The following is a 23271-nucleotide window of genomic DNA, read 5'->3' on the forward strand; positions in this document are numbered from 1 at the left end:
TGCAGTTGCTTTTTTTGCGAGGTGGGGGTGGGCTTCTTGTCCCTGGGGGGGTTGATCCTGTTGTCGCGCGAGTATCGTCCTGAACTATTCGGCGTTTTTTCCACTCATGGTAGCATACTCATCCCCGACTGTCCGATTCCGTCCTGCACCATAGCCGGCAATGGTCATAAGCGCTGACACGATCAAAAGCGTTATTAACGGCAGCTGCCAGCTTTGGGTTATATCGTTCAAATACCCGATTAAAATAGGACCGATGGCAGCTAAAAAATATCCAAGCGCTTGTGCCATTCCGGATAATTCCGCTGCTTGCCGCGCATCACTCGCGCGCATTCCTAAAAAGGCAAGTGCCAGCGGGAATAATCCTCCAGAGGCGATACCTATCAACGTTACGCTTGCATACATGGTAAAACTGGACTGTCCAAGCAGCAAACCAACCGTTCCTATAAAGGCCAGCACACAAATACCAACGGTCAGCATGCTTTGTGACCGGAGTTTACCAGCCATCACCGGCAGCAAAAAACCGACCGGTAAGCCAATAAACTGACTGTATGACAACAGCCATCCGGCCAACTCTTGGCTTGTACCATAGTCCTGTAAAATTTGCGGCAGCCACGCAATAATGACATAATACAAAAAAGCCTGCAAACCGAGAAAAAGGGCCACTTCCCAGGCAAGGCGGGATTTCCACATACGGACGTCACTTGCCGCAACATACTGAACCCGGACTTCATCCGCCGAGCGCCGCTGTTTCACAAAATAGATCCAAATAACAATTCCCGCAATAGTTGGAAGCCCCCAGAAAGCAAGCGACAACTCCCATCCGACACCGGCTATATTAGCGAGCGGAACACTAATTCCTGATGCCAGCGCCGCAACAAGCCCCATCGCTGTTGCGTACACACTCGTCATCAGTGCAACCCGATTCGGAAAACGCTCTTTAATAACCCCTGGCAGCAGCACGTTGGAGACCGCAATCCCTAGCCCAATCAGCAATGTCCCACTGAAAAGAAAAGCAACAAACGGAACAGATCGTATGATAATACCTGCCAAGAGTACAATCATGCTCCATATCAGCACGATTTCATTGGTATACCGCACCCCCAGTTTCGGTGCAACCGGTGACATCACAGCAAACGCCACCAGGGGCAGGCTGGTTAGGATTCCCACGCTCCAATTTGCAAGTCCAAGCTCATCGCCAATAACACCAACGAGCGGGCCAACCGATGTTATCGCCGGGCGCAAATTGAACGCAATCACGACAATCCCCGTAATGAGCAAAAACTGATTGTATCTTTTTAAATAGTCGTATTGATACATGCTCATAAAAAAGTCGCTCCCTTCCCCAATAAAATCTAACCGCTTCCAAAGCAAAGAAACGTCAATCTGTGGGCGTTTTTTTATCCCTCACCTTCCGATACGGAGTAAACACGAAAATATTTAGACTTCTTCACCATCCTACGTCAAGTTATACATCCAATCAAATAAAAAACCGCTGATGCGAAACCATCAGCAGTTCATGCGTTCACCGACCCTTCACCGTCGGGTTGGATCATTGATTGGTAAATATCATCAAGCGACCATGTTTTGCCTTTTTCATCTTTATATACAACGTGCTCCCGTTTGAAATGCACGGGGGAGTTCAGTCCGGCTGCCGCAGCAACCCGGAATAAGCCTTTACGCATCGTTATAACATAATTGGCTGTGCGATATTTCTTTTCATCAACGACAAGGGCTTTTTGTAAATCCGGATCCGTTGTGGCAACACCGACGGGACAGGCGTTGGATGCGCACTTAAGTGTCTGAATACAGCCGACGGTTATCATGAACGCGCGGGCAATGTTAACCAGATCGGCGCCCATCGCGATAGCAATAGCAACTTTGTCGGGCGAAAACATCTTACCCGATGCAATTATTTTAACACGATCACGAACACCGTATTTCTTTAAAGCGTTGTCCATAAGTGGCAATGCCGATTTAATTGGAAGCCCGACACTGTCGGTCAGTTCTTGATAGGAAGCACCTGTTCCACCTTCACCACCATCAACCGTAATAAAATCCGGACCTTTACCGGTGTCCCGAATCTGCTTGGCTAAATCATCCGCATCGAAATGGCTGCCGACAACGACCTTCATACCAACCGGTTTACCGGTATGCTCCCGAATACGTTCAATGAAGTTAAACAGCGATGGGGCATCGTCAAACTCCGGAAAACGGTTCGGACTGTCAATCGATTGATGTGGTTCAACCATTCGGATCCTGGCAATTTCCTCGGTCACTTTTTCCGCATCCACATGCCCACCGCGCGTCTTGGCACCCTGAGCAAGTTTGACTTCAAACGCCTTCAGCTGGGGTATTTTACTTTTTTCCAATAACTCATCCCAGTTAAAATTGCCTTCTTTGTCACGGACACCAAATTTACCTGGACCAATTTGCATAATAATATCGGCGCCGCCTTTTAAATGATAATCGGATAAGCCACCTTCACCGGTATTCATCCATGTTCCCTTGGCAATGCCCAATCCCTCCGATAAGGCCGTTATGGCACGTTCCCCCAATGAACCATAGCTCATCGCCGACATGCCAATCTGTCCGCGCACTTTAAATGGATACTTGCAATTGTTGCCGATAACGATGGTATCGTCCTCATCCAGTAAGTAAACGGGGGAATCATCCGCCTCAATATGCTCGTCTCTTTGCGTAAACAATGGATCTTTGACAAGCAAATAGCGATTGGTTTTCTGTTTCGTGTTTCTGTCCATTTTGATTTCTTCGGTCAGCTTGGGAAACATAGCATTTCGGATGTAATACCCTTCTTTTTCAAAGTCACGCTGGGAACCAAATCCGTACACATCCCGCTTATACTTGGCCTTTTTTATGATATGCTGATATTCCTCGCGTGAAATTGGTTTGCCTTCACGGTCATTATTGAAAAAATACTGACGCAGCTCCGGACCAATCTTTTCAAAAAAGTAACGCACCCTGCCTACTAACGGATAATTACGGAGAACCGGATGCTGTTTCTGTGTACGATCAACGAAGAATACGTAAACACCAATCCCTAACAGAATTGCAATGGTAAAAACAACAGCAACAAATCCAATCACGGTCATGATATTTGCTATGTTCATCGATACATTCCACCTTTAAAACCATATACGTTTAGGATGTATCCATAAATAAGCATTTATCCAACCAAAACGTTCGATTCATAAAAAAATCCCGACATGCGAGTGCCGAGATTGGTTAATAATGTCCATTATCATTGGCTTACTTAGCCCTTTCATCTCCGTTTCTATTTTGAAAACCCGTTGATTCAATACATCGGTCTTATTATCGAAATGACCGATAATGCTCTCCGTATATACGCCCAGACTGTCGATCAAATTCTTTTGCAGCCGTTCCTGGCCTTTCTCCAGCCTTTTCTGCCCCTGTTTCAAGCCTGATACATCTGTGTGCAGATCGGTCTGACCCGTGCGCAAGTGCTGTACCTCGGTACATAACTCGTTTTGTCCTGTACGTAAATCCTGTACTTCGGTGCGCACTCCTTGCATCTCAATTAAAATTTGTTTCAGTGTTTCTTTCAAGGGTCATCCCCCCTTGTACAAATCACTACTATTATACCACGTAAGAAGCTAAAAAACTGCTCTGGTTCAGTTGTTTTTTCATACGTTTCATACTTGCCTCCCCCAGGGATTCCCGGTGTTTAGACCATTGCTATATATGTCGCACTGTGATACAGTCGTAACGTGACATAGTAAAAGGATGAGAGACATGAAACAAGCAAAGTTATTCAAATCGTACATACCTATGACCGAAACGGCTTTTTACATCCTGATTTCCCTAGTCGAACCGCGGCACGGATACGGTATTATCAAACATGTGGAGACCATCACAAATAGCAGAATTCGCTTAGGGTCCGGAACGGTTTACGGGACATTGACGAAAATGCAGCGGGATGGCCTCATTACCGTCTACGCCGATGACAAGCGTAAAAAGATATATGAAATGACGGAAACGGGACGGCAGATTATGCAGCAGGAAATCACCAGGATTAAGGAACTGCACGCCAACGCCATGACATTTGAGGGGGAACTGCGATGACGATACAAACAATTCGGCCATTCTGGAGTTATGATATCGCTAAAACTGAAAAGTGGCTCGGTGAAATGGCTGCGCATGGCTATCATTTTATTAGGCTAAGGACACAGAAGCGGCAATTCGTTTTTGAAAAAGGCGAACCAAAAGATGTTACGTTTCGAATTCAATACGACAAAAACACAGAATTGCCTGCTGCGTTAGAAAATGACGGATGGCACCTTGTATGGCAGCATCGCAAGTGGCAGATCCTTCGCAATGATCAGCCTGCATACAATATCCGTATGTTTCCTATTCGGGATGGACTCATGAAGCGCAATAAAGTATTAATGTATGTATTTGGTAGCATCTTTCTCTATCATATTTTCACATTACTCATGCCCCTGTTGATCAATGGCTTGGTTTTAATGACAGGTGGGAGTATTCATGTTGTGGGAAGTCCGTTTTGGGCGATAACCATTGCTTATTTGATCGTAGTATGGGGTTTGGTGCCTTATTCCTTCATTAAGCTGTATCGTTCTCTTAAGCGACTTCAACATAGCCATACAGAGACCCAAAACAGGGAAACGTTCTTCACCACGACCGGTCGTATCGTAACAAAATGGAAATTCGGCTGGAATTATGCACCTGATAAACTGGAACAATGGCTTCGGGATATGGAGGAAGATGGATATAACCTGACGCGCATCAGCATGGCCGGCCTCCGGTTCCATTTCCAAGAAGGTGAAGCAAGAAAAGTAAGCTATTGTGTCGATTATCAGAACAGTCATCGCCCAAGTTATTTTGATATGCATAAACAAGCGGGGTGGCAGCTTATGTACACGAGCGACGTTGTGTTAGCTAAATGGGCCATCTGGGCTAAGGAATACCAGACGGAAGAAGCGCCACCGACGCTGTACAGTGACCGTACACACATGCTGAAACATGCCAAGCGAATAATGATAACGTATATGGCACTGTTTGGGCCGGTGGTATTGATGTTTATCGGGCTCATTATGACGGATATCAATCTCGTTCAAACAGATGGAATGGATATAAGCTGGTTGCAGATGGGGATATTCAGTCTTTTAATTATGGAATACAGCTTCTTGATGGTAAAGTCCTGGCTGTACTATCGGCGGATTAAGAGGCGAGTAGATGAAGTGGCTGCATCGTAATCGATCGGCTTGCCGCGAGAATCTGCGGGCAAGGGTTAAAAATGAGGGAAGGTGAACGATCCGACATTCCTTTTGTCTGGATAATGGGATATACGTTCATGTAGAATATAGTTTTAGGCGGTGCTTCACCGAACGTTGAATCAGTATCCATGGAGATGATAGCTATGTTTGACCAAATCAATCAAAAAAAGGCTCGACTTGATGCAAACCGGCCACTGCCAACTTATACACTGAACAGTCTGCGTGAAAAGCTTTGGCTCGAATGGACATACAACTCCAATGCTATCGAGGGCAATACATTAACCATCAACGAGACAAAGGTTGTGTTGGAAGGCATTACTGTCGGCGGAAAAACGATGCGTGAACACCTGGAGGTTATTAATCATCGTGATGCGATTGCGTATGTAGAAGAAATAGTAAAAAAAAATGAACCCTTATCAGAATGGCAAATAAAAAATTTGCATCAATTGATCTTAAAAGAAATTAATGATGACTATGCCGGTGTCTACCGGGACCAGCAAGTGTTCATTTCAGGTGCTGAACATACACCGCCATCTGCACTTTTCATTCCGGAACAAATGGAGAATCTCCTGAATTGGTATCAGCACGAAGCAAAATCGTTGCATCCCATTACCCGCGGCACTATGCTGCATGCTATATTTGTTGGAATTCACCCTTTCATCGATGGTAATGGTCGTGTATTGCGTTTATTATTGAATCTTGAACTTATGAAAGATGGCTTTCCACCGATTGTCATCAAAGTTGAAAATCGATTGAATTATTACGAAGCATTGGATAAAGCACATACCCAAAAAGATTATGATGACTTTATTCAGTTAGTGACAAAGGAAGCAGAGTCTTCGTTGGATCTGTATTTAAATGCCATTAGTTAAATGATAAATCCAGAGAAAAGGGCGTCTTGCAGGTATAGAACGACGAATAAAAGGGGGTCAACGGTGACCATGCTAGTTGCTGCCGCCGTATGGCTTCCCTCCGTCTGGCCGCGGCAACTGAGTTGGCTGTAGCTACCCCCCGTTCAGAAACGTCGAAATCCATTCGTTCATGATATGTTCCCATCAATTTATCCCGCCGAACAAATAATGTGATAATCAAGGCTGCCTCACTAACAGCAAGTAAGACCGCTCCCAGTAATAACCCACCGAGGAAAAGGGATTCACTGATGTCCCAGGCGTAGAAAAACCAGCCAAAGATTACACACACCCCGAGAAAGAAATTCATAACCGCTGCAACAACTACCTGAGAGCCAACGCCATAAGCAGAAATAATACATAAACCGTTATCGCTACGATACTTCCTTCTAATGTCATACAACATTATCCTTTCTCTAATAATGGCTGAGTTTAAGGCCAATGCCTAGTCTCACCAATAATAACTCAGGTTGAAAACATTGACCGCCACGGCGAAGATAGACTACCTCCAGTGCCATAATAACTTGCAGTACACTGTTTCCACCCGACTCCCCTATTCATTTTTCATACGTTCATCGATCACTCGTTCGTACCGTTTGTTATTGTCGAACCACGAACCAGCAGCACTGGCAAAACCGAAGACCATTATGAGCAGCAGCACGCCTACAAGCTCTCCGGTCGATAAAGCTGCCCAGATTGCTAACGGTGTATAATTATTGCCAAACAGTTGTCCAAAACAAACGACCACAACAATGACGAACGATGACCATAATCCTTTCCAAGCAACATAAAACCAAAAACCCTTAGACTTTTGCTTTCGCCACTTCTGATAAAATATTTCATCCGTATCCTTGCGTAATACGTTATACAGGACCATTAAAAATATTATTGAAGCCACGGCATAATAGTACGGTGTATAGTAAATATGTACCATTGCCGGCAAAAGTAACAAAGCAACGAGGGCGATCCCTCCAACTATAATTGAGAATATACGATTGCGTGCCATCCATTCCCCTCCCGTTTTCAAATCTAATAACTACATTCGATACACGTATTTAAAAATCCTTTATTCATACGTATGAAATGATTCTCTTGTTTTTAAACCCAAAAAATCAAAAATGAATTGTAACGTTTGACGTCCCAATGGTACTAATATAATGAAAGCTGCCGGAAGGGGGGGCAGACGTTGGAGGCATTCAAGCAGTTATATGTGGAGCATTATCAACACATTCATACCTATTTGTTCTACCTGACCGGTCGTCAGTCGCTGGCAGATGAACTGACACAAGAAACATTTTTACAGGCATTCAAATCCATTCATCGCTTTAAAGGGCAAAGCGCCATTTCAACTTGGCTGTTCCAGATTGCCAAACATGTCTTTTACAAGCAAGTAAGAAAAGAAGAAAAACATAAACAACTTATCAAAAAAACCGAACAGGAAAACAGTGTGGCAGATGCAACGACGCCGGAGAAAATCTATGAACAAAAGGAAACATCCATTCAACTACTGACAGCTATCAGACAATTGAAACAGCCTCATCAGGATATTGTCATTCTTAGAAGTTATAATGAATTGGATTATAAGGCCATTGCTGATATTTTTAATCAGTCCGAGACGTGGGCGCGTGTCAATTTTTACAGAGCCAAAAACAAACTGATAACCATAATGGACGGAGGTGGCATGAATGAGGAATAAGAACTGCGATATAGTAAGGGATCTCCTCCCCATGCATGTGGAGAATCTCACGAGTGATGAAAGCAAACAATTTGTTGATCAGCACCTTTTATCCTGCCAGGAATGCAAAAACGAATTACAAACAATACAAAGGGCATTGCCGCGTGCAGAGCAAAACAAACAGGAAGCGGGAGATGCGGACAAGATGGTAAAACGGATCAAAAACAGCAAAAATCAAATGGTGCTGTTCGCTGTGTTGCTCGGCGTGTTGTTCGGTGTCTACAGTTCCATGATGCTCTTTCAAATCAATGAATTTATTGCCATATTAATATTTTACCCCGTCGCAACCTTTGTCATTGGTTTGTTGGCTAGCCTCGTGCTGAAAAACAGTTGGATCGGACCGCTTGCAACGCTTCTATCAAGTATCGGCAGCATGTTTCTATTCATGAATGTTTCATTTGCCGTATGGATCGCCGTATATGTTGTCCTCAGCCTGCTGGGATCACTCCTCGGCAAGTTGATCCTGTTTGGCAACGAACAGAGGCCATGAGTGTAAATCTATTTTAATTTGACAAAGACTGATGTACCATTAAACCAGTATGAACAAAGAGGATGATTTCATGACCGACGTACGTACCGATATAACTCAATTTCGCGGCAGCCATTATGATTTTGGCTATGCCCAAGGGGCGGCCATCAAGGAGTCGCCTGTCCTGAAAAATCGCCGGGACAGCTGGCGCATCCGTAAACCCCGGTTTCAAACATGGGAACAAGATGTGAAACATGCGTTTATGCGGTTTGCTCCCGGTATTTGGGATGAATTGTTGGGCATGCGTGATGCGCTTGGTTTGCCGATGACGGACGTGCTCCGGGACTTCGGCCATTACCGGGTGAATGCGAAGCCGAGTGGTTGTTCCGTTTTAACAGGGAGCAACTTCATGGTGCGCAATTATGATTATCATCCGACGACGTACGACGGACGGTACAGCTTTTTTCAGCCGACTGATCAGGGCTATGCGATGATGGGACCGACATCGCGTGTGACCGGTCGTATGGATGGCATGAACGAAAAGGGACTCGTGATGGCGTATAATTTCATGCAGCGTCGTAAACCCGGCGACGGTTTTGTATCCTATATGGTGGGGCGAATAATTCTTGAAACGTGCGCCACGGTCGATGATGCTGTGCAACTGTTGAAAGACATCCCGCACCGCGGATCATTCAGTTATATCGTTTTGGATCGGAGCGACGAAACGTATGTCATAGAAGTGTCACCGCGCTCCGTGGACGTACGACGATCCCATACATGTACGAATCATTTTGAACTGCTGACGCATGAAAATCGCCACCATCTGGATGACTCCACGCGTCGATTAAACCTGATCCAGGAGAAGGAAGACCGAATCTGTGCATATGATGCGTTCCGGCTCATGAATGACAAAGATCGGGGCGTGTTTGCCGATTTGTATAAAAGTTGGGCAGGCACAATTCATACCACCGCTTATTTTCCAAAAGAATTGAAAGCGTGGTTCGCTCTGGGTGGCGATCGGGACCCTGTTATCTTTGATTTTGACGGCTGGCTTCGTGGCGACGATGTTGCGACTACGTCCATTCACGGTACACTGGATACGAAGCTGGGGCTGTCCAATACGGATTAACTCCATGTCCGAACTCAACCGGGACCTCTCCTACACAGCCGACGTTACAAAGATCACCCGCGCTCCCTATAAAAGGGTGCAGGGGTGATTTTTTATATTGATGTCGTTTGTCTGTCTTGCTTTAACGACGGTCTACCTCATTTCTGACAGTGCCTGCAAAAACAGCTGCCAAAACCGGTTCGAGTCAATCTCGCGGGCGAACTGAACATTGGGTGTTCGGCTTGATTGTCCCTCTGCATCAATCACCGTCATACCATAGGTGAATTCGCCTTTTATCTCTACATCAGCCCGTACCTTTTCCAGCTGAAACATCGCCGGTTCGATCAAATAGGCAACTGGACACGGATCGTGCAGTGCTGCACCTGAAAATTTTTCCTTATAGGCACCAGAATAAAAGCGGAGCATATCTGTAACAGCTGCTGCTTCCGGCGTATTAATCGCTGCTAATTGTTTCATCCGCTCATCCGTGGCGAGAACCTGATGGGTAACATCAAGCCCAAACATGGTCATTGGCACACCGCTTTCAAACACGACTTTTGCCGCCTCAGCATCGGCGTAGATGTTGAATTCCGCCGCCGGTGTCCGATTACCGTATGTACCGCCGCCCATCATAGTAATCTCATTAATGCGAGGAATAATCTCCGGTTTTTTCCGCATAGCGAGTGCAATATTCGTCAACGGACCAATCGCTGCAATGCTGATATCGCCTTCTGATGCCATCAATTTATCAATGAGGATATCAACAGCATGAGCACCGTCAGCTTGCTTGACTGGACTCTCCGGCAGAGAAGTGCCATCAAGGCCGCTATCCCCATGCACATGGGCTGCTTCTAATGAATCCCTTACCAATGGCCGGTCAGCTCCTTTGGCAACAAGGGTATCATCAAGACCAGCAAGTTCGCATACACGCAAAGCATTGATCGTGTTTTTATCGACACCAACATTGCCAGCAACCGTCGTAATCGCCTCAATGCTGAGATTGCTCACATTAGAAGCAGCCAACAGAATGGCCATCGCATCATCATGTCCGGGATCACAGTCTATCATTACTCGTTTGTCCATTCGGCCACCTCTCGATTATCTCAGTATGACGTTTATTCAACAAAAGCCCTTGTCAGATTACATAGTCCTCAATGCATCGTCAACATCTGTTTCACCGGAAATGAGATCAAACCCGCGTTTATATGTGTTCTCTTCCGTCAAGGATGCGGTGACCACGCTGGCCACATCCTCGCGCGGAACCGATCCCCGTTCCTCCATATTGTCGGAAACGGTAACCTTGCCAGTCGCTGCTTCATTCAGCAGTCGGCCGGGCCGGACAATCGTATAATTTAAGCTGCTCGTCTGGAGGATTCTGTCAGCATAGTGCTTAGCAGCGTAATAATGGCGAATTTTTTCATTCCAATGGCCGCGATTGTTGGCCTGCAGGGCACTCACCATGACAAAGCGATCCACACCGGCATCCTCAGCTGCTTCAATCGTTTTGACCGCACCATCCAAATCAACGAGCAGTGTCTTGTCCGGTCCTGTGCTGCCGCCGGACCCCGCTGTGAAAATAACTGCATCACAGCCTTTTGCCGCTTTTTTAATGGATTCTTTTCTGCCTTCGAGATTGGCCATGACAGCATCAATTCCCTGTTTTTTCAGTTCCTCTGCCTGCTCTTCCCGCCGAACCATCGCTCTTACTGTATGCTCTGGGTTATTGTGCAATTGCTTAACGATATGTTGACCGATTTGTCCATTCGCTCCTGCAACCAAAACGTGCATGAGGTCCATCTCCTTTAATTTAGGTTTATAGTTATTATTATTCCAAACAGCGACCATAATGACAACTATGCTGTTTGACGTTGGATCCAAAAGTTATCCATACAAAAAACCCCTTCCATGCCATGGAAAACATAGAAGGGGATGTCATTATTCCGCACGCGGTTCACTTTCAAAACCGATTTGCCGGTGACTGCCATCACAGAATGGTTTGTTCGAGGAATGGCCGCAGCGACAAAGAGAGATCATTTTTTTCGTTTCAAACGCATTCCCTTCGGCATCGACTAACTCCACATCGCCTTTCACCCGGTACGGTCCGTTGTCATTCACTGTTATTTTTACATTGTCACTCATGCATCTCTTCCCCTTTCTCTTATCTTCTAACACCTATATTCGATGCCCATTCGGAATATCCTGCCGAAATGACAAGAAAGTTCCATCTGTGGACTCCCACGGATGATCACTCGTTATTCATTTGACCATGATGGGTTTTTTTCATGGTGTCCCAAAAAAAGTCACCGTCCCTCTTTTCAAACGGAAATAGCCGCTTTTTTTTTGCTTCTTCGGCATGCTCCGTTACGATCTCATCAAACAGGTCACTGGTGTCCTTATCCATTGTTTCCAGATCCAATTCTTCCGCTGTTTGAATAAGCTTTTGGTCATGTATGTCTTCCCGCAGTCGTTGAACGCTTTTGCCTTTCCTGTCGATGCCCAGTTCGTCGGCCTCGTTTTTTATCACGGCTTTGAGCACGGCCTGTTTAAGCCCACGAAGATCGCGTTCATCCTTTTCAACACCCAATTCTTCCGCTTTTTGTCGCAGCATTTCTTCATACACATTTTCGGCAAGCAACTGTGGGTCCTTCCCTTTTTGATCAATCCCGAGTTCATCGGCTTTCTGTTTCACCTCGGCGTGATGGACTTCTTTAGCCAGTTCCTTAATATCTTTCCCTTCTGTTTCCAGGCCAAGCTTTCTTGCGGAGCGCTTAATTTTGGTTTCCGCCACTTGTTTGGCAATCTGCTTCAGGCCTTTATTTTCTGTTTCAATGCCGAGTTCTTTGGCCTCCATTTCCATGAAAATCCGCTCGTATAATTCTTCTTTATCCTCTCTCACGTCTTGTTTGCTGTGCAAATCATCGGCAAATCCTTTGTAAAAGTCCGACGCAAATGAGAAGCCTGTCGGTGGCAATACCAGTGACCATAACAGGGCGGTGGCAGCCAATAAGTGCTTCATCATGGGGTTCACCCTCCTGTTTCAGTAGATTGCGACAGACTTAGTATGACCAGACGTGACGAATCCATAACACATGATTACTGTTTTTGCAGCCAACGGGCAAACGCTAAAAGATCAGGAAACGTTTTATCCGCGGTCACCTCGTGCTGTTGCCGCTCACGGTGGCCGATGAAGACGGTTGTCGTTCCCGCCTTATTTCCGGCGGCGATGTCCGGGTCCCGGTCACCTACCATAAAGCTTTTATCCAGGGCAATATCATACGTTTGTGCCAAATCAACAATCATTTTAGGGCGTGGTTTGCGGCACTCACAACCGGCATGTGGCTTGTGGGGGCAATAGGCAATATCATCAATCGTAGCGCCAAATGCTGCCAGGTCGGCTTGCATGCGTTTATGTACGGCATCCAGCGCATCATCGGTCATATAACCGAGTCCGATTCCGCCCTGATTGGTGACCACAAAAACAAAAAACCCCATATCATTAAACGCTTGAATGGCCTCGCCGACTCCATCTAATAAGTAAACATCACTTGGTCGGTTAACAAATTTCACCCGATCAGTAAGCACTTCATTGATAACCCCGTCGCGGTCCAAAAAAACGGCTTGATTCATACCACTCCCTCCCATCAGCAAAGGCGGTATGAAGCACTCAGCATCACACCGCCATTTTTTTTGCTGCAGCTACGTTGGTGAGGCTGCAGTCATTCCGTCATTTTTCCACTATTCACCTTTGTCACTTCTATACTCATTGGGACGTCCGCCCTCGGGATTATAGTTTTTATACTGACTTTTACGTCCATTACGGTGTTCACCATTGTTGGCATTTTCTTTGAATTGATTGTTTTTTTCCGCTTCGTGTTTTTCCGCCATGTGTCTGACCTCCCTTTTTCATGATCAGGCCTAGCTTTTGAATAAGGAGGGTTAGTTATGCAAAGGCTTTTAGGGTAGCCAGCCTTTTTCCTTCACTTTGGAAACGGCTTCAATCCGGTTGGTTACTTCCAGTTTATCAAGAATGACGGATACATAGTTACGGACCGTGCCATTTGTCAGATACAGCCAATTTGCAATTTCCTTTGTATTTTTCCCCTCAGCGATCAGCTTCATTACCTGTTCCTCTCGTTCTGTCACCGGATTGCTATGGTCGTATGCCATATCAACCAGTTCCGGCGCATAAATCCGGTTCCCGTTCATAATCGTGCGGATGGAGTTCGCTAAATCCTCACTCGGACTGTCTTTCAGCAAATAGCCACTCACATCAGCTTTCCGCGCCCGTTCAAAATAACCTGTTCGTGCAAAAGTTGTTAACACAATGACCTTACAAGGATCATCCTTCAATTCTTCTGCTGCATCGAGACCGTTTTTTATTGGCATTTCAATATCCATTATACAAATATCCGGATGGTGCCGCCGCACAAGCGATAACGCTTCTTCTCCATTCCTTGCTTCTCCGGCAACTTCCATATCGTTTTCCAGTTCAAGCAGTGATCCTAGTGCCCCAAGCAGCATACGTTGATCTTCTGCTATTACAATGCTTATCACGATAAGTCCTCCTGTTCTGGCCGCTGAATGTCATTTGGCACCCGAATCGACAGGGTTGTTCCATTGACGGATGTCATTTCCAAACTACCATTAACAAACTCCAGCCGGTCTCTCATCCCTTGCAGTCCATTTTCGAAATAAGTACCCTTTTGATTCGTCTTGCCAATTCCATTATCCTGGATTTCCATAAGTACTTCTTCCCGTAATGGTGAAATGATAACGGTGCAGGAAGACGCTCCGCTATGTTTGACAACATTGGTCACAGCCTCTTTCAAACACATACTCAACACATTTTCAATGAATAAAGGCGTATCGGTAAGTTCCGCGTTTCCTTCCAAATGAAAATCAATTTGGGCAGCTGTCAACATTTCCTGGACACGATTGACTTCATCTTCCAGTTTGGCACCTTTCATATTTGACACCATTTCACGCACTTCCTTTAGCGCCGTTCGAGCCGTCTGATGAATATCATTAAGTTCATTTTTTGCTGCAGGAGGTTTTGCATCCACTAGCTTCCCTGCTAAATCACTTTTCAGGCCAATCATAGACAACTTTTGTCCCAGTGTATCATGCAGGTCGCGAGCAATCCGCTGACGCTCCTCCAGAACAGCTAATTGGGAAAGCTTTTGGTTGGCTGCTTCCAATTGATTTTCCAATTGCTCCTGCTTGTTTCGGAAATAAATCGTTAGTGGCAGCAGAACAACCCCAATAACACTAAATACAATAAATGGGAGTTGGGAAAAGAATATGACGTTTTGAGTAAAATAACTTATCGTAACTGCCGCAACCGTTGTAACCAAGTGAATCACATACAATGTTATAAAGCCAGCTTTATGCGGTATATTTCCGATGTAAAACGCTAAAAACAATGCGAAATAAACATATCCCAAAAACACCGTCATCACAACGCTTATAACCATTTCGACTCCCACTGACAAGTAGACCGCCCATCCCTCCGACAGAAAAGACACACTGTATGCGGTGAAAAACAGCAATATCATGAAAATACCGAAGACGATTTCCAATGCACCTGATGTCCGAAAGATAAAATAGAAAGGCAGAATACAAAAAATAATCCACGCATAAATACTAAGCCCTGTATTCTTCGGAACGAGGTGATACCATTTCTGCATACTGTTCCTCCTAACTGCTTCCGTTAAGTATATCAAAAAATCAGACCCCCCAATACATGATTGAAGGGTCTGATGGACAACGTTATTATTTTTTTGAAAGGTTGACTGGTCCGTGTTCAACCGTATGCTTTTTTTTAACCTCTTTAAAACTGACAAACGTCTTATTCGCTTCATCATACAGCCGGAAACGGAGGGATTTCAAACTGGACATTAATGTAATCGTTGTTGCCTGCTTGAGAGGCAGGGTCGATTCATGGGCCTTTTCCAAATGATAGTTCGGGACTTTGGGACTTAAATGATGTACATGGTGGAAGCCAATGCTGCCTGTTAGCCATTGCAAGATTTTCGGCAATTTGTAATAAGAACTTCCATCAACAGCAGCTTTGACAAAATCCCACTCGTCTTCATTTTCGAAATAAGAATCCTCAAACTGATGTTGTACATAAAAAAGCCAAATTCCCATGGCCCCTGCCATAAAGCTAATGGGCAACTGGATAATGAGAAATGCCTGCCAGCCGATTACCCAGATTAGCAGACCATAAATAACAACAACAGATGCATTGATAATATACGTATTCCAACATTCCTTTTGTTTTGCCCCAATTCGGTTAAAACGATTGGCAAGAAGATAAAGATACAATGGTCCCAATCCGAACATGACAATTGGGTTGCGGTAAAGCCGGTAAGCCAGCCTGCCCCAAAAGGAAGCGTCCATATATTCATCCACTGTCATCACCCATACATCACCAGTGCCACGCTTGTCCAGATTGCCGCTTGTCGCATGATGAATCGCATGGCTCCGTTTCCATTTTTCGAAAGCAAATAACGTGATAACGCCGGTGATCGTTCCAACCAAGCGATTAGCCTTGCCATTTTTAAAAAAGGATCCATGTGTACAGTCATGGAAAATAATGAAAATGCGAATAACGAATCCTGATAACAGAACTGTCAAGGCAAGCGTCAGCCAAATGGAGACAGACAGACTTTGGTAAGCCAAAAACCATATAAGGAAAAACGGCGGAATCGTATTGATTAACTGTAATATACTCGCCTTTGTATCTGGATTAGCAAAAGCTGCGACGCTCTTTTTTAACTGTGCTTGTTGTTGTCTGCTCATTATGTCCTCCTGCAGTAGAATTATTTTTATCTATTCATTTATATATAGGATAAAGAAAACAAAGAAACGTTAGAAGTCATAAACGTCAAGTAGCGCATGTGACAAATGTCATTTATATTATTTATGTAGGAATCAATGATTTCTCTATCGTTTGGTGATTTTCCAATCCATGAAGTACTTCATGACTAAACCATTACTCTTTCCGTATTCACCGAATTTTATCAGCATTTTCGGCAAAAATACCTATAAAGTGAACCTTCAATCAGTGGAGGTATGACAGGTGAGTTAATGCGTAATAAAAACCTTAGCCATTATCAGAAGGAGGCTGTTGTCGTGGAGGAGTTGGATCTACATCATATTTTTTCACTGACGCTTGTTCTAGTCATGCTCGCAGCGGGTATCACCGCCATCGCAAAGAAATTTAAGCAACCGTATCCGATTGCCTTAGTTATTATCGGAGCTATCATCGGACTCAGTAACATCCCTTTTCTGGAACCGTTGAAAGGATTCATTACCGAAGGCGACGTTTTTAATTTTGCTGTTATTACGCTTTTTCTGCCGGCTCTGCTCGGGGAAGCAGCGTTAAAGCTTCCATTTTCCCGGTTGTTTGACAACAAAAGACCCATCCTGTTGCTGGCGTTTGGCGGGACCTTTCTGTCATTTGTCGTTATTGGTTTTTCGTCGATGTGGCTTCTACAATTATCTATCCCGGCCGCTTTTGTGTTCGCTTCCGTCATGAGCGCGACGGACCCAGTCAGTGTGCTGTCCATCTTCAAAAATCTCGGTGTTCATAAACGTCTGTCCACTGTTATTGAAGGGGAAAGTTTATTCAATGACGGGTTGGCGGTTGTTCTCTTCAACATTTCGGCTTTTTCCCTGCTGACGTATTTGAATTCAGGAATCGAGGGGGTTGGCCTTGGTTTATGGGAATTCATCAAAGTCGTTGCCCTGGGCCTTATTATCGGTGGAACTGCCGGCTACATTGCATCACGTCTAACCAAGTATTTTGATGATTACCCGCTTGAGATTATTTTCAGTATCATTCTGTTTTACGGATCCTATTTACTGGCGGAAAATGTCGGTGCATCCGGCGTTATCGCTGTTGTTGTCGCCGCACTGACGCTTGGCAATTATGGTTCCAAAATCGGCATGAGCCCGGCAACCAAGTTGAACATCAGAAACTTTTGGGATGTCGTCACGTTGCTTGTTAACTCCCTTGTCTTTTTGATGGTCGGTTTGGAGATTACAAAAATTGATGTCGCTGACCGGTGGGGACTGATATTTACGGCCATTCTGATTGTGCTTGTCGCCAGAAGCATTGCTGTCTATACGAGCACGCTATTCACAGATGACATCCCCCGTACGTGGAAACACGTCTTGAACTGGGGAGGGCTGAAAGGATCCTTGTCAATTGCTCTTGTACTCAGCTTGCCGAGAGATTTTGACGGACGGGAAGATATTTTGATTTTCGCCTTCAGTACCGTACTGTTTTCACTTATATGTCAGGGGCTTACCATTAAACCGGTGCTCAACTGGCTCAACGTCAACCAGCAGGAAACCGGTTATGAGGATTATGAAATGCTGTTAGCCGATGCGTATCGGAACAAAAGGGCCATCGAAGAGATCGGCAGGGTGAAGGAGAATCTGCGGATCACGGATGCTGTAACGAATGACCTCGTAACCGATTATAAACAATCATTGGAAACCATACAGCAGGATATCGATACCCTTTTTGATAAGCAACCGGAGATGAAAGAAAAACAGTTGAACACACTGAAACGCCATTCCCTCTATGCTCAGCACGAAGCAGTCGAGCAGCTTGCCCGTGAAGATATTATCTCCAATGACGTGGCTGAGAAAATGAACGAGCAAATTATAGATCAATTGACGGATCTGGAAAGCGAGCATTAGTCATAGGGTCGAAGATGGTGCTTATTGAGGGCGATGAGCGACCCCTTCTAGCTCGTTGCTCGTGTTTTAGGCATTCATTACGTTGATGAACGACTTTCAAACGCTTCCTGGTACCGATTCGGGGACTCATTGCGACGATGAATAACGTTTCCTGAGCGCATTCCATCTTCGCAGTATTTAATCATTTTTTACAGACGGCGATTCCAAGTGGGTATTGTCCGGCATAATGGTCCTCAGCCGGTTTGATTAATGCACTTCTTTGAACATAAAAATGGGCCGAAGCATACGCCGGAAATAACTGTAAAAACTCAGCAACCGTCAGCTGATGCACGTGAAAGGGCGATTTGCATGGCTTACCGCGCCCCTTACCGAACGGCGTGGACAGTATAAGTGTCCCTCCCGGCTTCAGCAAAGCATACACATTGGCTAAAAACTGTTCTTCCGCTTGAATGTGCTCGATCGACTCAAAGCTGACGATGCAATCAAATGTCCCCAGTTTTTCCGGCAAACCGGCATCCGTCACATCTCCCTCAAGAAAAGTGGACTTCGGATGATGGTACGCGCCGCGCGCATAGTTCACCGTTTCCGGGTCCAAGTCAATACCAATCGTCTCGGTGACATCCGACTTCGGATTTTTGGCCAAAATATGCGTGCCATACCCCGTACCACAGGCGAAATCAAGCACCCGTCCGTACACTAATTCACTGGCAAAATGATACCTTGCCACATGCTCTATCAGCATGTCGTTCGTTATAGTCATGTTTTCGGGAATAATCCGTTCTCCTGTATCTTTAAGCATTCATCATCACCGCTTTGTTTCATTAATGAGAGTGCAGCTTGGCTTTATCCGGACGTTTTGCCGTAATGGCGCAAATGGCACCGATGACAGGAAACGTCAGAGAAGCCAGCAATACCGGCGTGTAATTGTGAAATAGATCAAATCCAGCACCGAACGGCAATGGGCCCAGCGACGAACCGATCACCACCATAGTCATTCCAACGCCATTGATACTGCCGACATATTTCCGGCCAAAATAATCCGGCCAGATAATGTTCATACCAATGCGCTCCAGGCCATTCGCAGCTCCCCACACGATACCGAATAAAATCGCCATAAACACACTATTGGTGATAAGCAGCATGAACAAAAAAATAATTTCAATGACAAACACACTGGCCAACAGATAATTCGTTGGTATTCGCTCCGTAATAAAACCGGAAATGAACGATATCGGAATACCCGCAAATGCCATCAGGCTCAGTACCATAGCAGCCACAGCCGACGACAGGCCATTCGTATCAAAAATCGATATAATATGAAATGTAATGCCGGTATTAATCATCGCCGGAATACCGACGCTGATCAGAATTCCCCAGAAAGCCCACGTCCGCATCGCTTCTTTTAACGTGAAGTCTTCATTGGATTCTGGAAGCGTGGTGCCGGCAATTGGTTCGCCGGTTTCGTTCTCAGTTTCCGTTTGAAAACCATCCGGTTCTAACCCCATCTCTTCCGGCCGGTTGCGCACACCGAACAGGGCAAACGGAACAAACACGACCAGCAACGCCACACCCCAGAAACGCCAAGCTATTGGCCAGCCCCACGTTTCAATGATCCACGTATTGATAATCGGAAAAAGCATCGCACTGGCAAAACTGCCCAACGTCATAAAACTGAATGCCCGACCTCTTTTTTTCACAAACCATTGGGCGGCGAGCGTATTCGGAATCAGCGACATCGTTCCCTGTCCGAGAAGACGAACAAGGAAAAACCCGACCGCCAGCATAGCCATATTGGTGACCATGCTGTTCCAAAAGCACGCCAGAGCAAAAACCGTTCCAACCGTCACCATCATGAACCGCTGCCCATACCGATCAATAAACCGTCCGACAACCATCATCATGATACCGGCAATCAGTGTTGCTGTCGAATAAAGACTCGACACCTCTGTCCGCGACCAACCAAAATCCTGAATATACTGATCAATGAACGCCGAATTGGAATACGTCTGCCCGGGCCCGGAGAAAAAGATGCCCAAGCCACCGATAAAAACGATGAACCATCCATAATAAAATGTCTGAAAAATCTTTCCTCGCCCCGTCAATGCAAACCTCCTCCAGCATACAGCGTTCGTTTTCTCCTGATACAAGCTGCTTATATTGTACTTGAAATCACGCAACAGGACAATTGTTGCAATGTCCATCCGTATTTATGGCTGTTGATATGCATGGATGTTACGAATGAGGACCATAATAAGAAAAAATCAACAACAAAGGAGTATAGTTTATGAAGCAATCGACGATACGTTTTCTTCTAATTGTTGGAATCAGCCTAGTGCTGGCAGCCTGTAACGGGAACGAGAACCAAAATAATCAGGAACAGGCAGCCGATTATTCGAGCAAAACAGAGGTGGATAATAACCAGTTGCCCATTTCCACTGTCCGGACCGACTCATCCAGCAACCGACAGGAAACAGACAAAATGCGGTTTAAACAGGCACCGCTTAATAACAGGCGGAACGAAGAAGACCCCCTCGAACGCAATTTGGAGCAAAATAACGATCCGCAAATTCGAAAAAATCCAGCCGGACAGGAACCCATCGACCGCAATGGGAACAATGCGCAACAAGAAAGCATCAGTCAGTATGCATCGAAAGTCATCGAGCTGACCAATCAGGAACGAAGCAAACAAGGATTGCCGGCGTTGAAGGCTGACAAACAATTAAGTCGTGTAGCGAACAATAAATCCATGGACATGCAACAGAAAAATTATTTCTCTCATAAAAGCCCGACGTATGGTTCCCCTTTTGAGATGATGAAGCAATTCGATGTCACCTACGAATCGGCCGGTGAAAATATCGCCAGAGGACAACCTAAGCCAAGTCACGTTGTTGATTCCTGGATGAATAGCGCCGACCATCGTAAAAACATTTTGGATGAATCGTTCACCCATATCGGGGTTGGCTTTACACGGAAAGGAAATTATTGGACTCAGATGTTTATTGAAAAGTAACAGAAAACCAACCAGCCATGCATGCCAAATCCGGTTGCATGGCTTTTTTATTTGCATAAGAGAACGTTTTTTGACAAAAAGGAATAGACAAGGTAATATCGAGCCATAAAATTCATAGTATTCTAATGAGAATTGAACCTATAAGGGGGAAGCAACATGAAAGCATTATGGAGAGGCTATATTCAAGCGTCACTCATTTCCAAAATCACCGTTGCGCTTGTGCTGGGTATTCTGGTTGGTCTTATATTCGGTGAAGATGCGGCTGTTCTGGCGCCATTCGGTGATCTCCTGCTCCGTCTATTGCGGTTTCTGATTGTGCCGCTCATTTTATTCACCTTGATTGTAGGTGTTAATCAAGCCAATTTGGGCAGCCTTGGTCGAATGGGCGGAAAAGTATTCGTCTACTATCTTATGACATCGGCCTTTGCCATCGTCGTCGGCATTGCCGTGGCCAGCCTGTTTAATCCAGGAACAGGGATGACGCTTGATGGAAGCGAATCATTTGATGTTCCGGAAAATCCCGGCGTTACTAATGTTCTGCTCAGTATTGTTCCCAACAATATCATATCAGCCTTCAGCGAATTGAATTTATTAGGTATTATTTTCACTGCGCTGGTATTCGGTATTGCTATTTCGGCACTGCGTACATCGGAGACGAATCATGATCTTGGTGAAGCTGTCTACCGCGTCATTGACGGGCTCAACGAAGCAACAATGACGATTATGAAAGGCATCATTCAGTATGTGCCAATTGGAATTTTAGCCATTATTGCCGAGATCGTCGGCAAACAAGGGGGCGATACCCTTTGGTCGCTCAGCAATGTGATCGCCGTTCTGTATATCGCATTGCTTGTTCAGCTCCTTATCTATATCATCTTTATGGCGCTGACCAACATTAATATCAAAAACTTTTTCAAACAGGGGCGTACACCGATGATCACATCCTTTGTCACACAAAGCAGCTCCGGAACGCTGCCGCTGACACTTAATGCTGCCAAAAACCTCAACCTGAAAAAAAGTCTTTATGGATTCAGTCTTCCGCTAGGTGCAACCATTAACATGGACGGAGCGGCCATCCGGATTGCTGTTTCAGCCGTTTTTGCCGCTAACGTGGTCGGGGATCCGCTCAGCTTCATGCAAATGCTTCAAGTCGTGCTGGTTGGCACCCTGGCATCCGTTGGTACCGCTGGTGTACCAGGGGCAGGAATTATTATGATAGCGACCGTTTTCGCCCAGCTCGGTCTGCCAATGGAAGCCGTCGGATTGCTCACGGCCATCGACGTCATTATCGGCATGGGTTGCACCGCACTGAACGTAACCGGTGATTTGGTCGGAACAAGCATTATTAACAAAACGGAACAAACCAAAACGGACAGCTGAATGAAAGCCCCCCTGAGGCACCAAATGGTTCAGGAGAATGTTTGTCAAAAAGTATGTATAGCGTTTTTTTACGGTAGGCGGTCAGTCATCAACAAACACGGTCAGCACTTTAGCCCCGTCATTGTCGACGGGGATGAACAAATGTGGCTTCACCCCTTTAAAATAGCTTGTGTCGCCTTTTTTCATATAATGCTTTTCGCCGTCATAAAAGAGTTCCATCGCCCCTTCAACCATGTAAATAAATTCGTCTTGGGAATGCGTATACGGCTCGTGGCGCTTATTGTAATCCATTGGGGTGACATGGACGATGGTCGGTTCTATCCGCGAAAAACGGGAGCGATTGGCAAGCAGCTCAAACGAGTAGCCCATATCATTATCATCGGCATTAATCTGCCTGTCCACCGTGGGAAGGATGACCAAATCTGTTTCAGGATGCCCATCAAGAACCCATGTAAGTGGCACATCGAGGGACTCGGAAATTTTGGAAAGCGTTGCAACTGCCGATGAGGTCTGGCCATTTTCAATTTTGGACAGAAGGCTTTTGGAAATGCCACACTGATCCGCGATTTGCTGCTGCGTATGTTTGCTTTTAATACGTGCTTGCTTCAACTTCAAGCCTATTGTTTCAAGATTGATGGCTGCTCTCCCCTTTCGCCTCAATAGTCTCTCTTAC

Annotated in this window: 26 protein-coding genes; 9 read left to right on the forward strand and 17 right to left on the reverse strand. The window is 45.4% G+C overall.

Going from position 1 to position 23271, the window contains the following annotated elements:
• Positions 1 to 84: 84 nt before the first annotated feature.
• The 3 genes from ACZ5Q7_RS03820 to ACZ5Q7_RS03830 form a co-directional block, all read right to left on the reverse strand.
• Positions 85 to 1323, reverse strand: coding sequence for a CynX/NimT family MFS transporter (locus tag ACZ5Q7_RS03820; RefSeq protein WP_343751906.1), 1239 nt, complete (start codon positions 1321 to 1323; stop codon positions 85 to 87).
• A gap of 191 nt (positions 1324 to 1514) precedes the next feature.
• Positions 1515 to 3128 carry an FMN-binding glutamate synthase family protein gene (locus ACZ5Q7_RS03825; protein ID WP_343751905.1) on the reverse strand — a complete coding sequence of 538 codons (1614 nt, stop codon included), beginning with the start codon at positions 3126 to 3128 and terminating at the stop codon, positions 1515 to 1517.
• A gap of 78 nt (positions 3129 to 3206) precedes the next feature.
• Complete coding sequence (locus tag ACZ5Q7_RS03830; RefSeq protein ID WP_343751904.1) at positions 3207 to 3584, reverse strand: hypothetical protein; 378 nt, start codon at positions 3582 to 3584, stop codon at positions 3207 to 3209.
• Positions 3585 to 3771: 187 nt separating this feature from the next.
• On the opposite strand from ACZ5Q7_RS03830, the gene ACZ5Q7_RS03835 reads away from it, so the two are divergent.
• The 3 genes from ACZ5Q7_RS03835 (at position 3772) to ACZ5Q7_RS03845 (ending at position 6145) form a co-directional block, all read left to right on the forward strand.
• Positions 3772 to 4101 (forward strand): PadR family transcriptional regulator, encoded by a 330-nt coding sequence (locus ACZ5Q7_RS03835; protein WP_343751903.1) that lies wholly within the window; start codon positions 3772 to 3774, stop codon positions 4099 to 4101.
• Positions 4098 to 5252, forward strand: a complete 1155-nt coding sequence (locus ACZ5Q7_RS03840; protein WP_343751902.1) for a DUF2812 domain-containing protein — start codon at positions 4098 to 4100, stop codon at positions 5250 to 5252. Before ACZ5Q7_RS03835 ends, ACZ5Q7_RS03840 begins: the two co-directional genes overlap by 4 nt.
• A gap of 164 nt (positions 5253 to 5416) precedes the next feature.
• Positions 5417 to 6145: a Fic family protein gene (locus tag ACZ5Q7_RS03845; RefSeq protein WP_343751900.1), complete on the forward strand. Its 729-nt coding sequence runs from the start codon at positions 5417 to 5419 to the stop codon at positions 6143 to 6145.
• Here the strand turns inward: ACZ5Q7_RS03845 and ACZ5Q7_RS03850 are convergent.
• Both ACZ5Q7_RS03850 and ACZ5Q7_RS03855 read right to left on the reverse strand, forming a co-directional pair.
• The gene (locus ACZ5Q7_RS03850) at positions 6138 to 6587 is read right to left on the reverse strand and encodes a hypothetical protein (RefSeq protein WP_464433101.1); all 450 of its coding nucleotides are present in this window, start codon (positions 6585 to 6587) and stop codon (positions 6138 to 6140) included. The genes ACZ5Q7_RS03845 and ACZ5Q7_RS03850 overlap by 8 nt on opposite strands.
• Positions 6588 to 6734: 147 nt before the next feature.
• Positions 6735 to 7187 carry a hypothetical protein gene (locus ACZ5Q7_RS03855; RefSeq protein WP_343751898.1) on the reverse strand — a complete coding sequence of 151 codons (453 nt, stop codon included), beginning with the start codon at positions 7185 to 7187 and terminating at the stop codon, positions 6735 to 6737.
• Positions 7188 to 7367: 180 nt separating this feature from the next.
• On the opposite strand from ACZ5Q7_RS03855, the gene ACZ5Q7_RS03860 reads away from it, so the two are divergent.
• The 3 genes from ACZ5Q7_RS03860 (at position 7368) to ACZ5Q7_RS03870 (ending at position 9514) form a co-directional block, all read left to right on the forward strand.
• Positions 7368 to 7877, forward strand: a complete 510-nt coding sequence (locus tag ACZ5Q7_RS03860) for an RNA polymerase sigma factor (protein ID WP_343751897.1) — start codon at positions 7368 to 7370, stop codon at positions 7875 to 7877.
• Positions 7867 to 8406 carry a zf-HC2 domain-containing protein gene (locus ACZ5Q7_RS03865; RefSeq protein WP_343751896.1) on the forward strand — a complete coding sequence of 180 codons (540 nt, stop codon included), beginning with the start codon at positions 7867 to 7869 and terminating at the stop codon, positions 8404 to 8406. The genes ACZ5Q7_RS03860 and ACZ5Q7_RS03865 overlap by 11 nt, the downstream gene beginning before the upstream one ends.
• A gap of 70 nt (positions 8407 to 8476) precedes the next feature.
• Entirely contained in the window at positions 8477 to 9514 is a 1038-nt protein-coding gene (locus ACZ5Q7_RS03870) for a C45 family peptidase (protein ID WP_343751894.1), read from the forward strand.
• Positions 9515 to 9646: 132 nt separating this feature from the next.
• Here ACZ5Q7_RS03870 and ACZ5Q7_RS03875 read toward each other — a convergent pair whose 3' ends face one another.
• From ACZ5Q7_RS03875 to desA, 9 genes are all read right to left on the reverse strand, one after another.
• Complete coding sequence (locus ACZ5Q7_RS03875) at positions 9647 to 10576, reverse strand: nucleoside hydrolase (protein WP_343751892.1); 930 nt, start codon at positions 10574 to 10576, stop codon at positions 9647 to 9649.
• A 57-nt stretch (positions 10577 to 10633) separates the two neighbouring features.
• Positions 10634 to 11281 carry an SDR family oxidoreductase gene (locus ACZ5Q7_RS03880; RefSeq protein WP_343751891.1) on the reverse strand — a complete coding sequence of 216 codons (648 nt, stop codon included), beginning with the start codon at positions 11279 to 11281 and terminating at the stop codon, positions 10634 to 10636.
• A 147-nt stretch (positions 11282 to 11428) separates the two neighbouring features.
• Positions 11429 to 11632 carry a CDGSH iron-sulfur domain-containing protein gene (locus ACZ5Q7_RS03885; protein WP_343751890.1) on the reverse strand — a complete coding sequence of 68 codons (204 nt, stop codon included), beginning with the start codon at positions 11630 to 11632 and terminating at the stop codon, positions 11429 to 11431.
• A 106-nt stretch (positions 11633 to 11738) separates the two neighbouring features.
• Positions 11739 to 12512, reverse strand: a complete 774-nt coding sequence (locus ACZ5Q7_RS03890) for a hypothetical protein (protein WP_343751889.1) — start codon at positions 12510 to 12512, stop codon at positions 11739 to 11741.
• A gap of 74 nt (positions 12513 to 12586) precedes the next feature.
• Positions 12587 to 13120, reverse strand: coding sequence for a D-glycero-alpha-D-manno-heptose-1,7-bisphosphate 7-phosphatase (locus tag ACZ5Q7_RS03895; RefSeq protein WP_343751888.1), 534 nt, complete (start codon positions 13118 to 13120; stop codon positions 12587 to 12589).
• 108 nt (positions 13121 to 13228) lie between these two features.
• Positions 13229 to 13378, reverse strand: a complete 150-nt coding sequence (locus ACZ5Q7_RS03900; protein ID WP_343751887.1) for a hypothetical protein — start codon at positions 13376 to 13378, stop codon at positions 13229 to 13231.
• Between the two features lie 69 nt (positions 13379 to 13447).
• Positions 13448 to 14047, reverse strand: a complete 600-nt coding sequence (locus tag ACZ5Q7_RS03905) for a response regulator transcription factor (protein WP_343751886.1) — start codon at positions 14045 to 14047, stop codon at positions 13448 to 13450.
• Positions 14044 to 15180, reverse strand: coding sequence for a sensor histidine kinase (locus tag ACZ5Q7_RS03910; protein ID WP_343751885.1), 1137 nt, complete (start codon positions 15178 to 15180; stop codon positions 14044 to 14046). The genes ACZ5Q7_RS03905 and ACZ5Q7_RS03910 overlap by 4 nt, the downstream gene beginning before the upstream one ends.
• Before the next feature lie 85 nt (positions 15181 to 15265).
• On the reverse strand, positions 15266 to 16297 hold the full coding sequence (gene desA / locus ACZ5Q7_RS03915) for a Delta(5) desaturase DesA (protein ID WP_343751883.1): 1032 nt from the start codon (positions 16295 to 16297) through the stop codon (positions 15266 to 15268).
• A 333-nt stretch (positions 16298 to 16630) separates the two neighbouring features.
• Between desA and ACZ5Q7_RS03920 the strand changes: the two genes are divergently transcribed.
• Positions 16631 to 18208, forward strand: a complete 1578-nt coding sequence (locus tag ACZ5Q7_RS03920) for a Na+/H+ antiporter (protein WP_343751881.1) — start codon at positions 16631 to 16633, stop codon at positions 18206 to 18208.
• Between the two features lie 181 nt (positions 18209 to 18389).
• Here the strand turns inward: ACZ5Q7_RS03920 and ACZ5Q7_RS03925 are convergent, their stop codons facing one another.
• Positions 18390 to 19007: a class I SAM-dependent methyltransferase gene (locus ACZ5Q7_RS03925; protein WP_343751880.1), complete on the reverse strand. Its 618-nt coding sequence runs from the start codon at positions 19005 to 19007 to the stop codon at positions 18390 to 18392.
• A 22-nt stretch (positions 19008 to 19029) separates the two neighbouring features.
• The gene (locus ACZ5Q7_RS03930; protein ID WP_343751879.1) at positions 19030 to 20310 is read right to left on the reverse strand and encodes an MFS transporter; all 1281 of its coding nucleotides are present in this window, start codon (positions 20308 to 20310) and stop codon (positions 19030 to 19032) included.
• A gap of 182 nt (positions 20311 to 20492) precedes the next feature.
• Here ACZ5Q7_RS03930 and ACZ5Q7_RS03935 point away from each other — a divergent pair, with 182 nt between their 5' ends.
• Together ACZ5Q7_RS03935 and ACZ5Q7_RS03940 are read left to right on the forward strand one after the other, a co-directional pair.
• On the forward strand, positions 20493 to 21218 hold the full coding sequence (locus tag ACZ5Q7_RS03935) for a CAP domain-containing protein (protein WP_343751878.1): 726 nt from the start codon (positions 20493 to 20495) through the stop codon (positions 21216 to 21218).
• 156 nt (positions 21219 to 21374) lie between these two features.
• Positions 21375 to 22598 carry a dicarboxylate/amino acid:cation symporter gene (locus ACZ5Q7_RS03940; RefSeq protein WP_343751877.1) on the forward strand — a complete coding sequence of 408 codons (1224 nt, stop codon included), beginning with the start codon at positions 21375 to 21377 and terminating at the stop codon, positions 22596 to 22598.
• 81 nt (positions 22599 to 22679) lie between these two features.
• Here the strand turns inward: ACZ5Q7_RS03940 and ACZ5Q7_RS03945 are convergent, their stop codons facing one another.
• Complete coding sequence (locus ACZ5Q7_RS03945) at positions 22680 to 23258, reverse strand: helix-turn-helix domain-containing protein (RefSeq protein WP_343751876.1); 579 nt, start codon at positions 23256 to 23258, stop codon at positions 22680 to 22682.
• Between the last annotated feature and the right edge of the window lie 13 nt (positions 23259 to 23271).

Source organism: Lentibacillus halophilus (assembly GCF_055395055.1).

Coding starts and splice junctions, on each gene's coding strand:
- ACZ5Q7_RS03820 (WP_343751906.1), bottom strand. CDS start 1,323: ATGAGCATGTATCAATACGACTATTTAAAAAGATACAATCAGTTTTTG.
- ACZ5Q7_RS03825 (WP_343751905.1), bottom strand. CDS start 3,128: ATGAACATAGCAAATATCATGACCGTGATTGGATTTGTTGCTGTTGTT.
- ACZ5Q7_RS03835 (WP_343751903.1), top strand. CDS start 3,772: ATGAAACAAGCAAAGTTATTCAAATCGTACATACCTATGACCGAAACG.
- ACZ5Q7_RS03840 (WP_343751902.1), top strand. CDS start 4,098: ATGACGATACAAACAATTCGGCCATTCTGGAGTTATGATATCGCTAAA.
- ACZ5Q7_RS03845 (WP_343751900.1), top strand. CDS start 5,417: ATGTTTGACCAAATCAATCAAAAAAAGGCTCGACTTGATGCAAACCGG.
- ACZ5Q7_RS03850 (WP_464433101.1), bottom strand. CDS start 6,587: ATGTTGTATGACATTAGAAGGAAGTATCGTAGCGATAACGGTTTATGT.
- ACZ5Q7_RS03855 (WP_343751898.1), bottom strand. CDS start 7,187: ATGGCACGCAATCGTATATTCTCAATTATAGTTGGAGGGATCGCCCTC.
- ACZ5Q7_RS03865 (WP_343751896.1), top strand. CDS start 7,867: ATGAGGAATAAGAACTGCGATATAGTAAGGGATCTCCTCCCCATGCAT.
- ACZ5Q7_RS03870 (WP_343751894.1), top strand. CDS start 8,477: ATGACCGACGTACGTACCGATATAACTCAATTTCGCGGCAGCCATTAT.
- ACZ5Q7_RS03875 (WP_343751892.1), bottom strand. CDS start 10,576: ATGGACAAACGAGTAATGATAGACTGTGATCCCGGACATGATGATGCG.
- ACZ5Q7_RS03880 (WP_343751891.1), bottom strand. CDS start 11,281: ATGCACGTTTTGGTTGCAGGAGCGAATGGACAAATCGGTCAACATATC.
- ACZ5Q7_RS03885 (WP_343751890.1), bottom strand. CDS start 11,632: ATGAGTGACAATGTAAAAATAACAGTGAATGACAACGGACCGTACCGG.
- ACZ5Q7_RS03890 (WP_343751889.1), bottom strand. CDS start 12,512: ATGATGAAGCACTTATTGGCTGCCACCGCCCTGTTATGGTCACTGGTA.
- ACZ5Q7_RS03895 (WP_343751888.1), bottom strand. CDS start 13,120: ATGAATCAAGCCGTTTTTTTGGACCGCGACGGGGTTATCAATGAAGTG.
- ACZ5Q7_RS03900 (WP_343751887.1), bottom strand. CDS start 13,378: ATGGCGGAAAAACACGAAGCGGAAAAAAACAATCAATTCAAAGAAAAT.
- ACZ5Q7_RS03910 (WP_343751885.1), bottom strand. CDS start 15,180: ATGCAGAAATGGTATCACCTCGTTCCGAAGAATACAGGGCTTAGTATT.
- desA (WP_343751883.1), bottom strand. CDS start 16,297: ATGAGCAGACAACAACAAGCACAGTTAAAAAAGAGCGTCGCAGCTTTT.
- ACZ5Q7_RS03925 (WP_343751880.1), bottom strand. CDS start 19,007: ATGCTTAAAGATACAGGAGAACGGATTATTCCCGAAAACATGACTATA.
- ACZ5Q7_RS03935 (WP_343751878.1), top strand. CDS start 20,493: ATGAAGCAATCGACGATACGTTTTCTTCTAATTGTTGGAATCAGCCTA.
- ACZ5Q7_RS03940 (WP_343751877.1), top strand. CDS start 21,375: ATGAAAGCATTATGGAGAGGCTATATTCAAGCGTCACTCATTTCCAAA.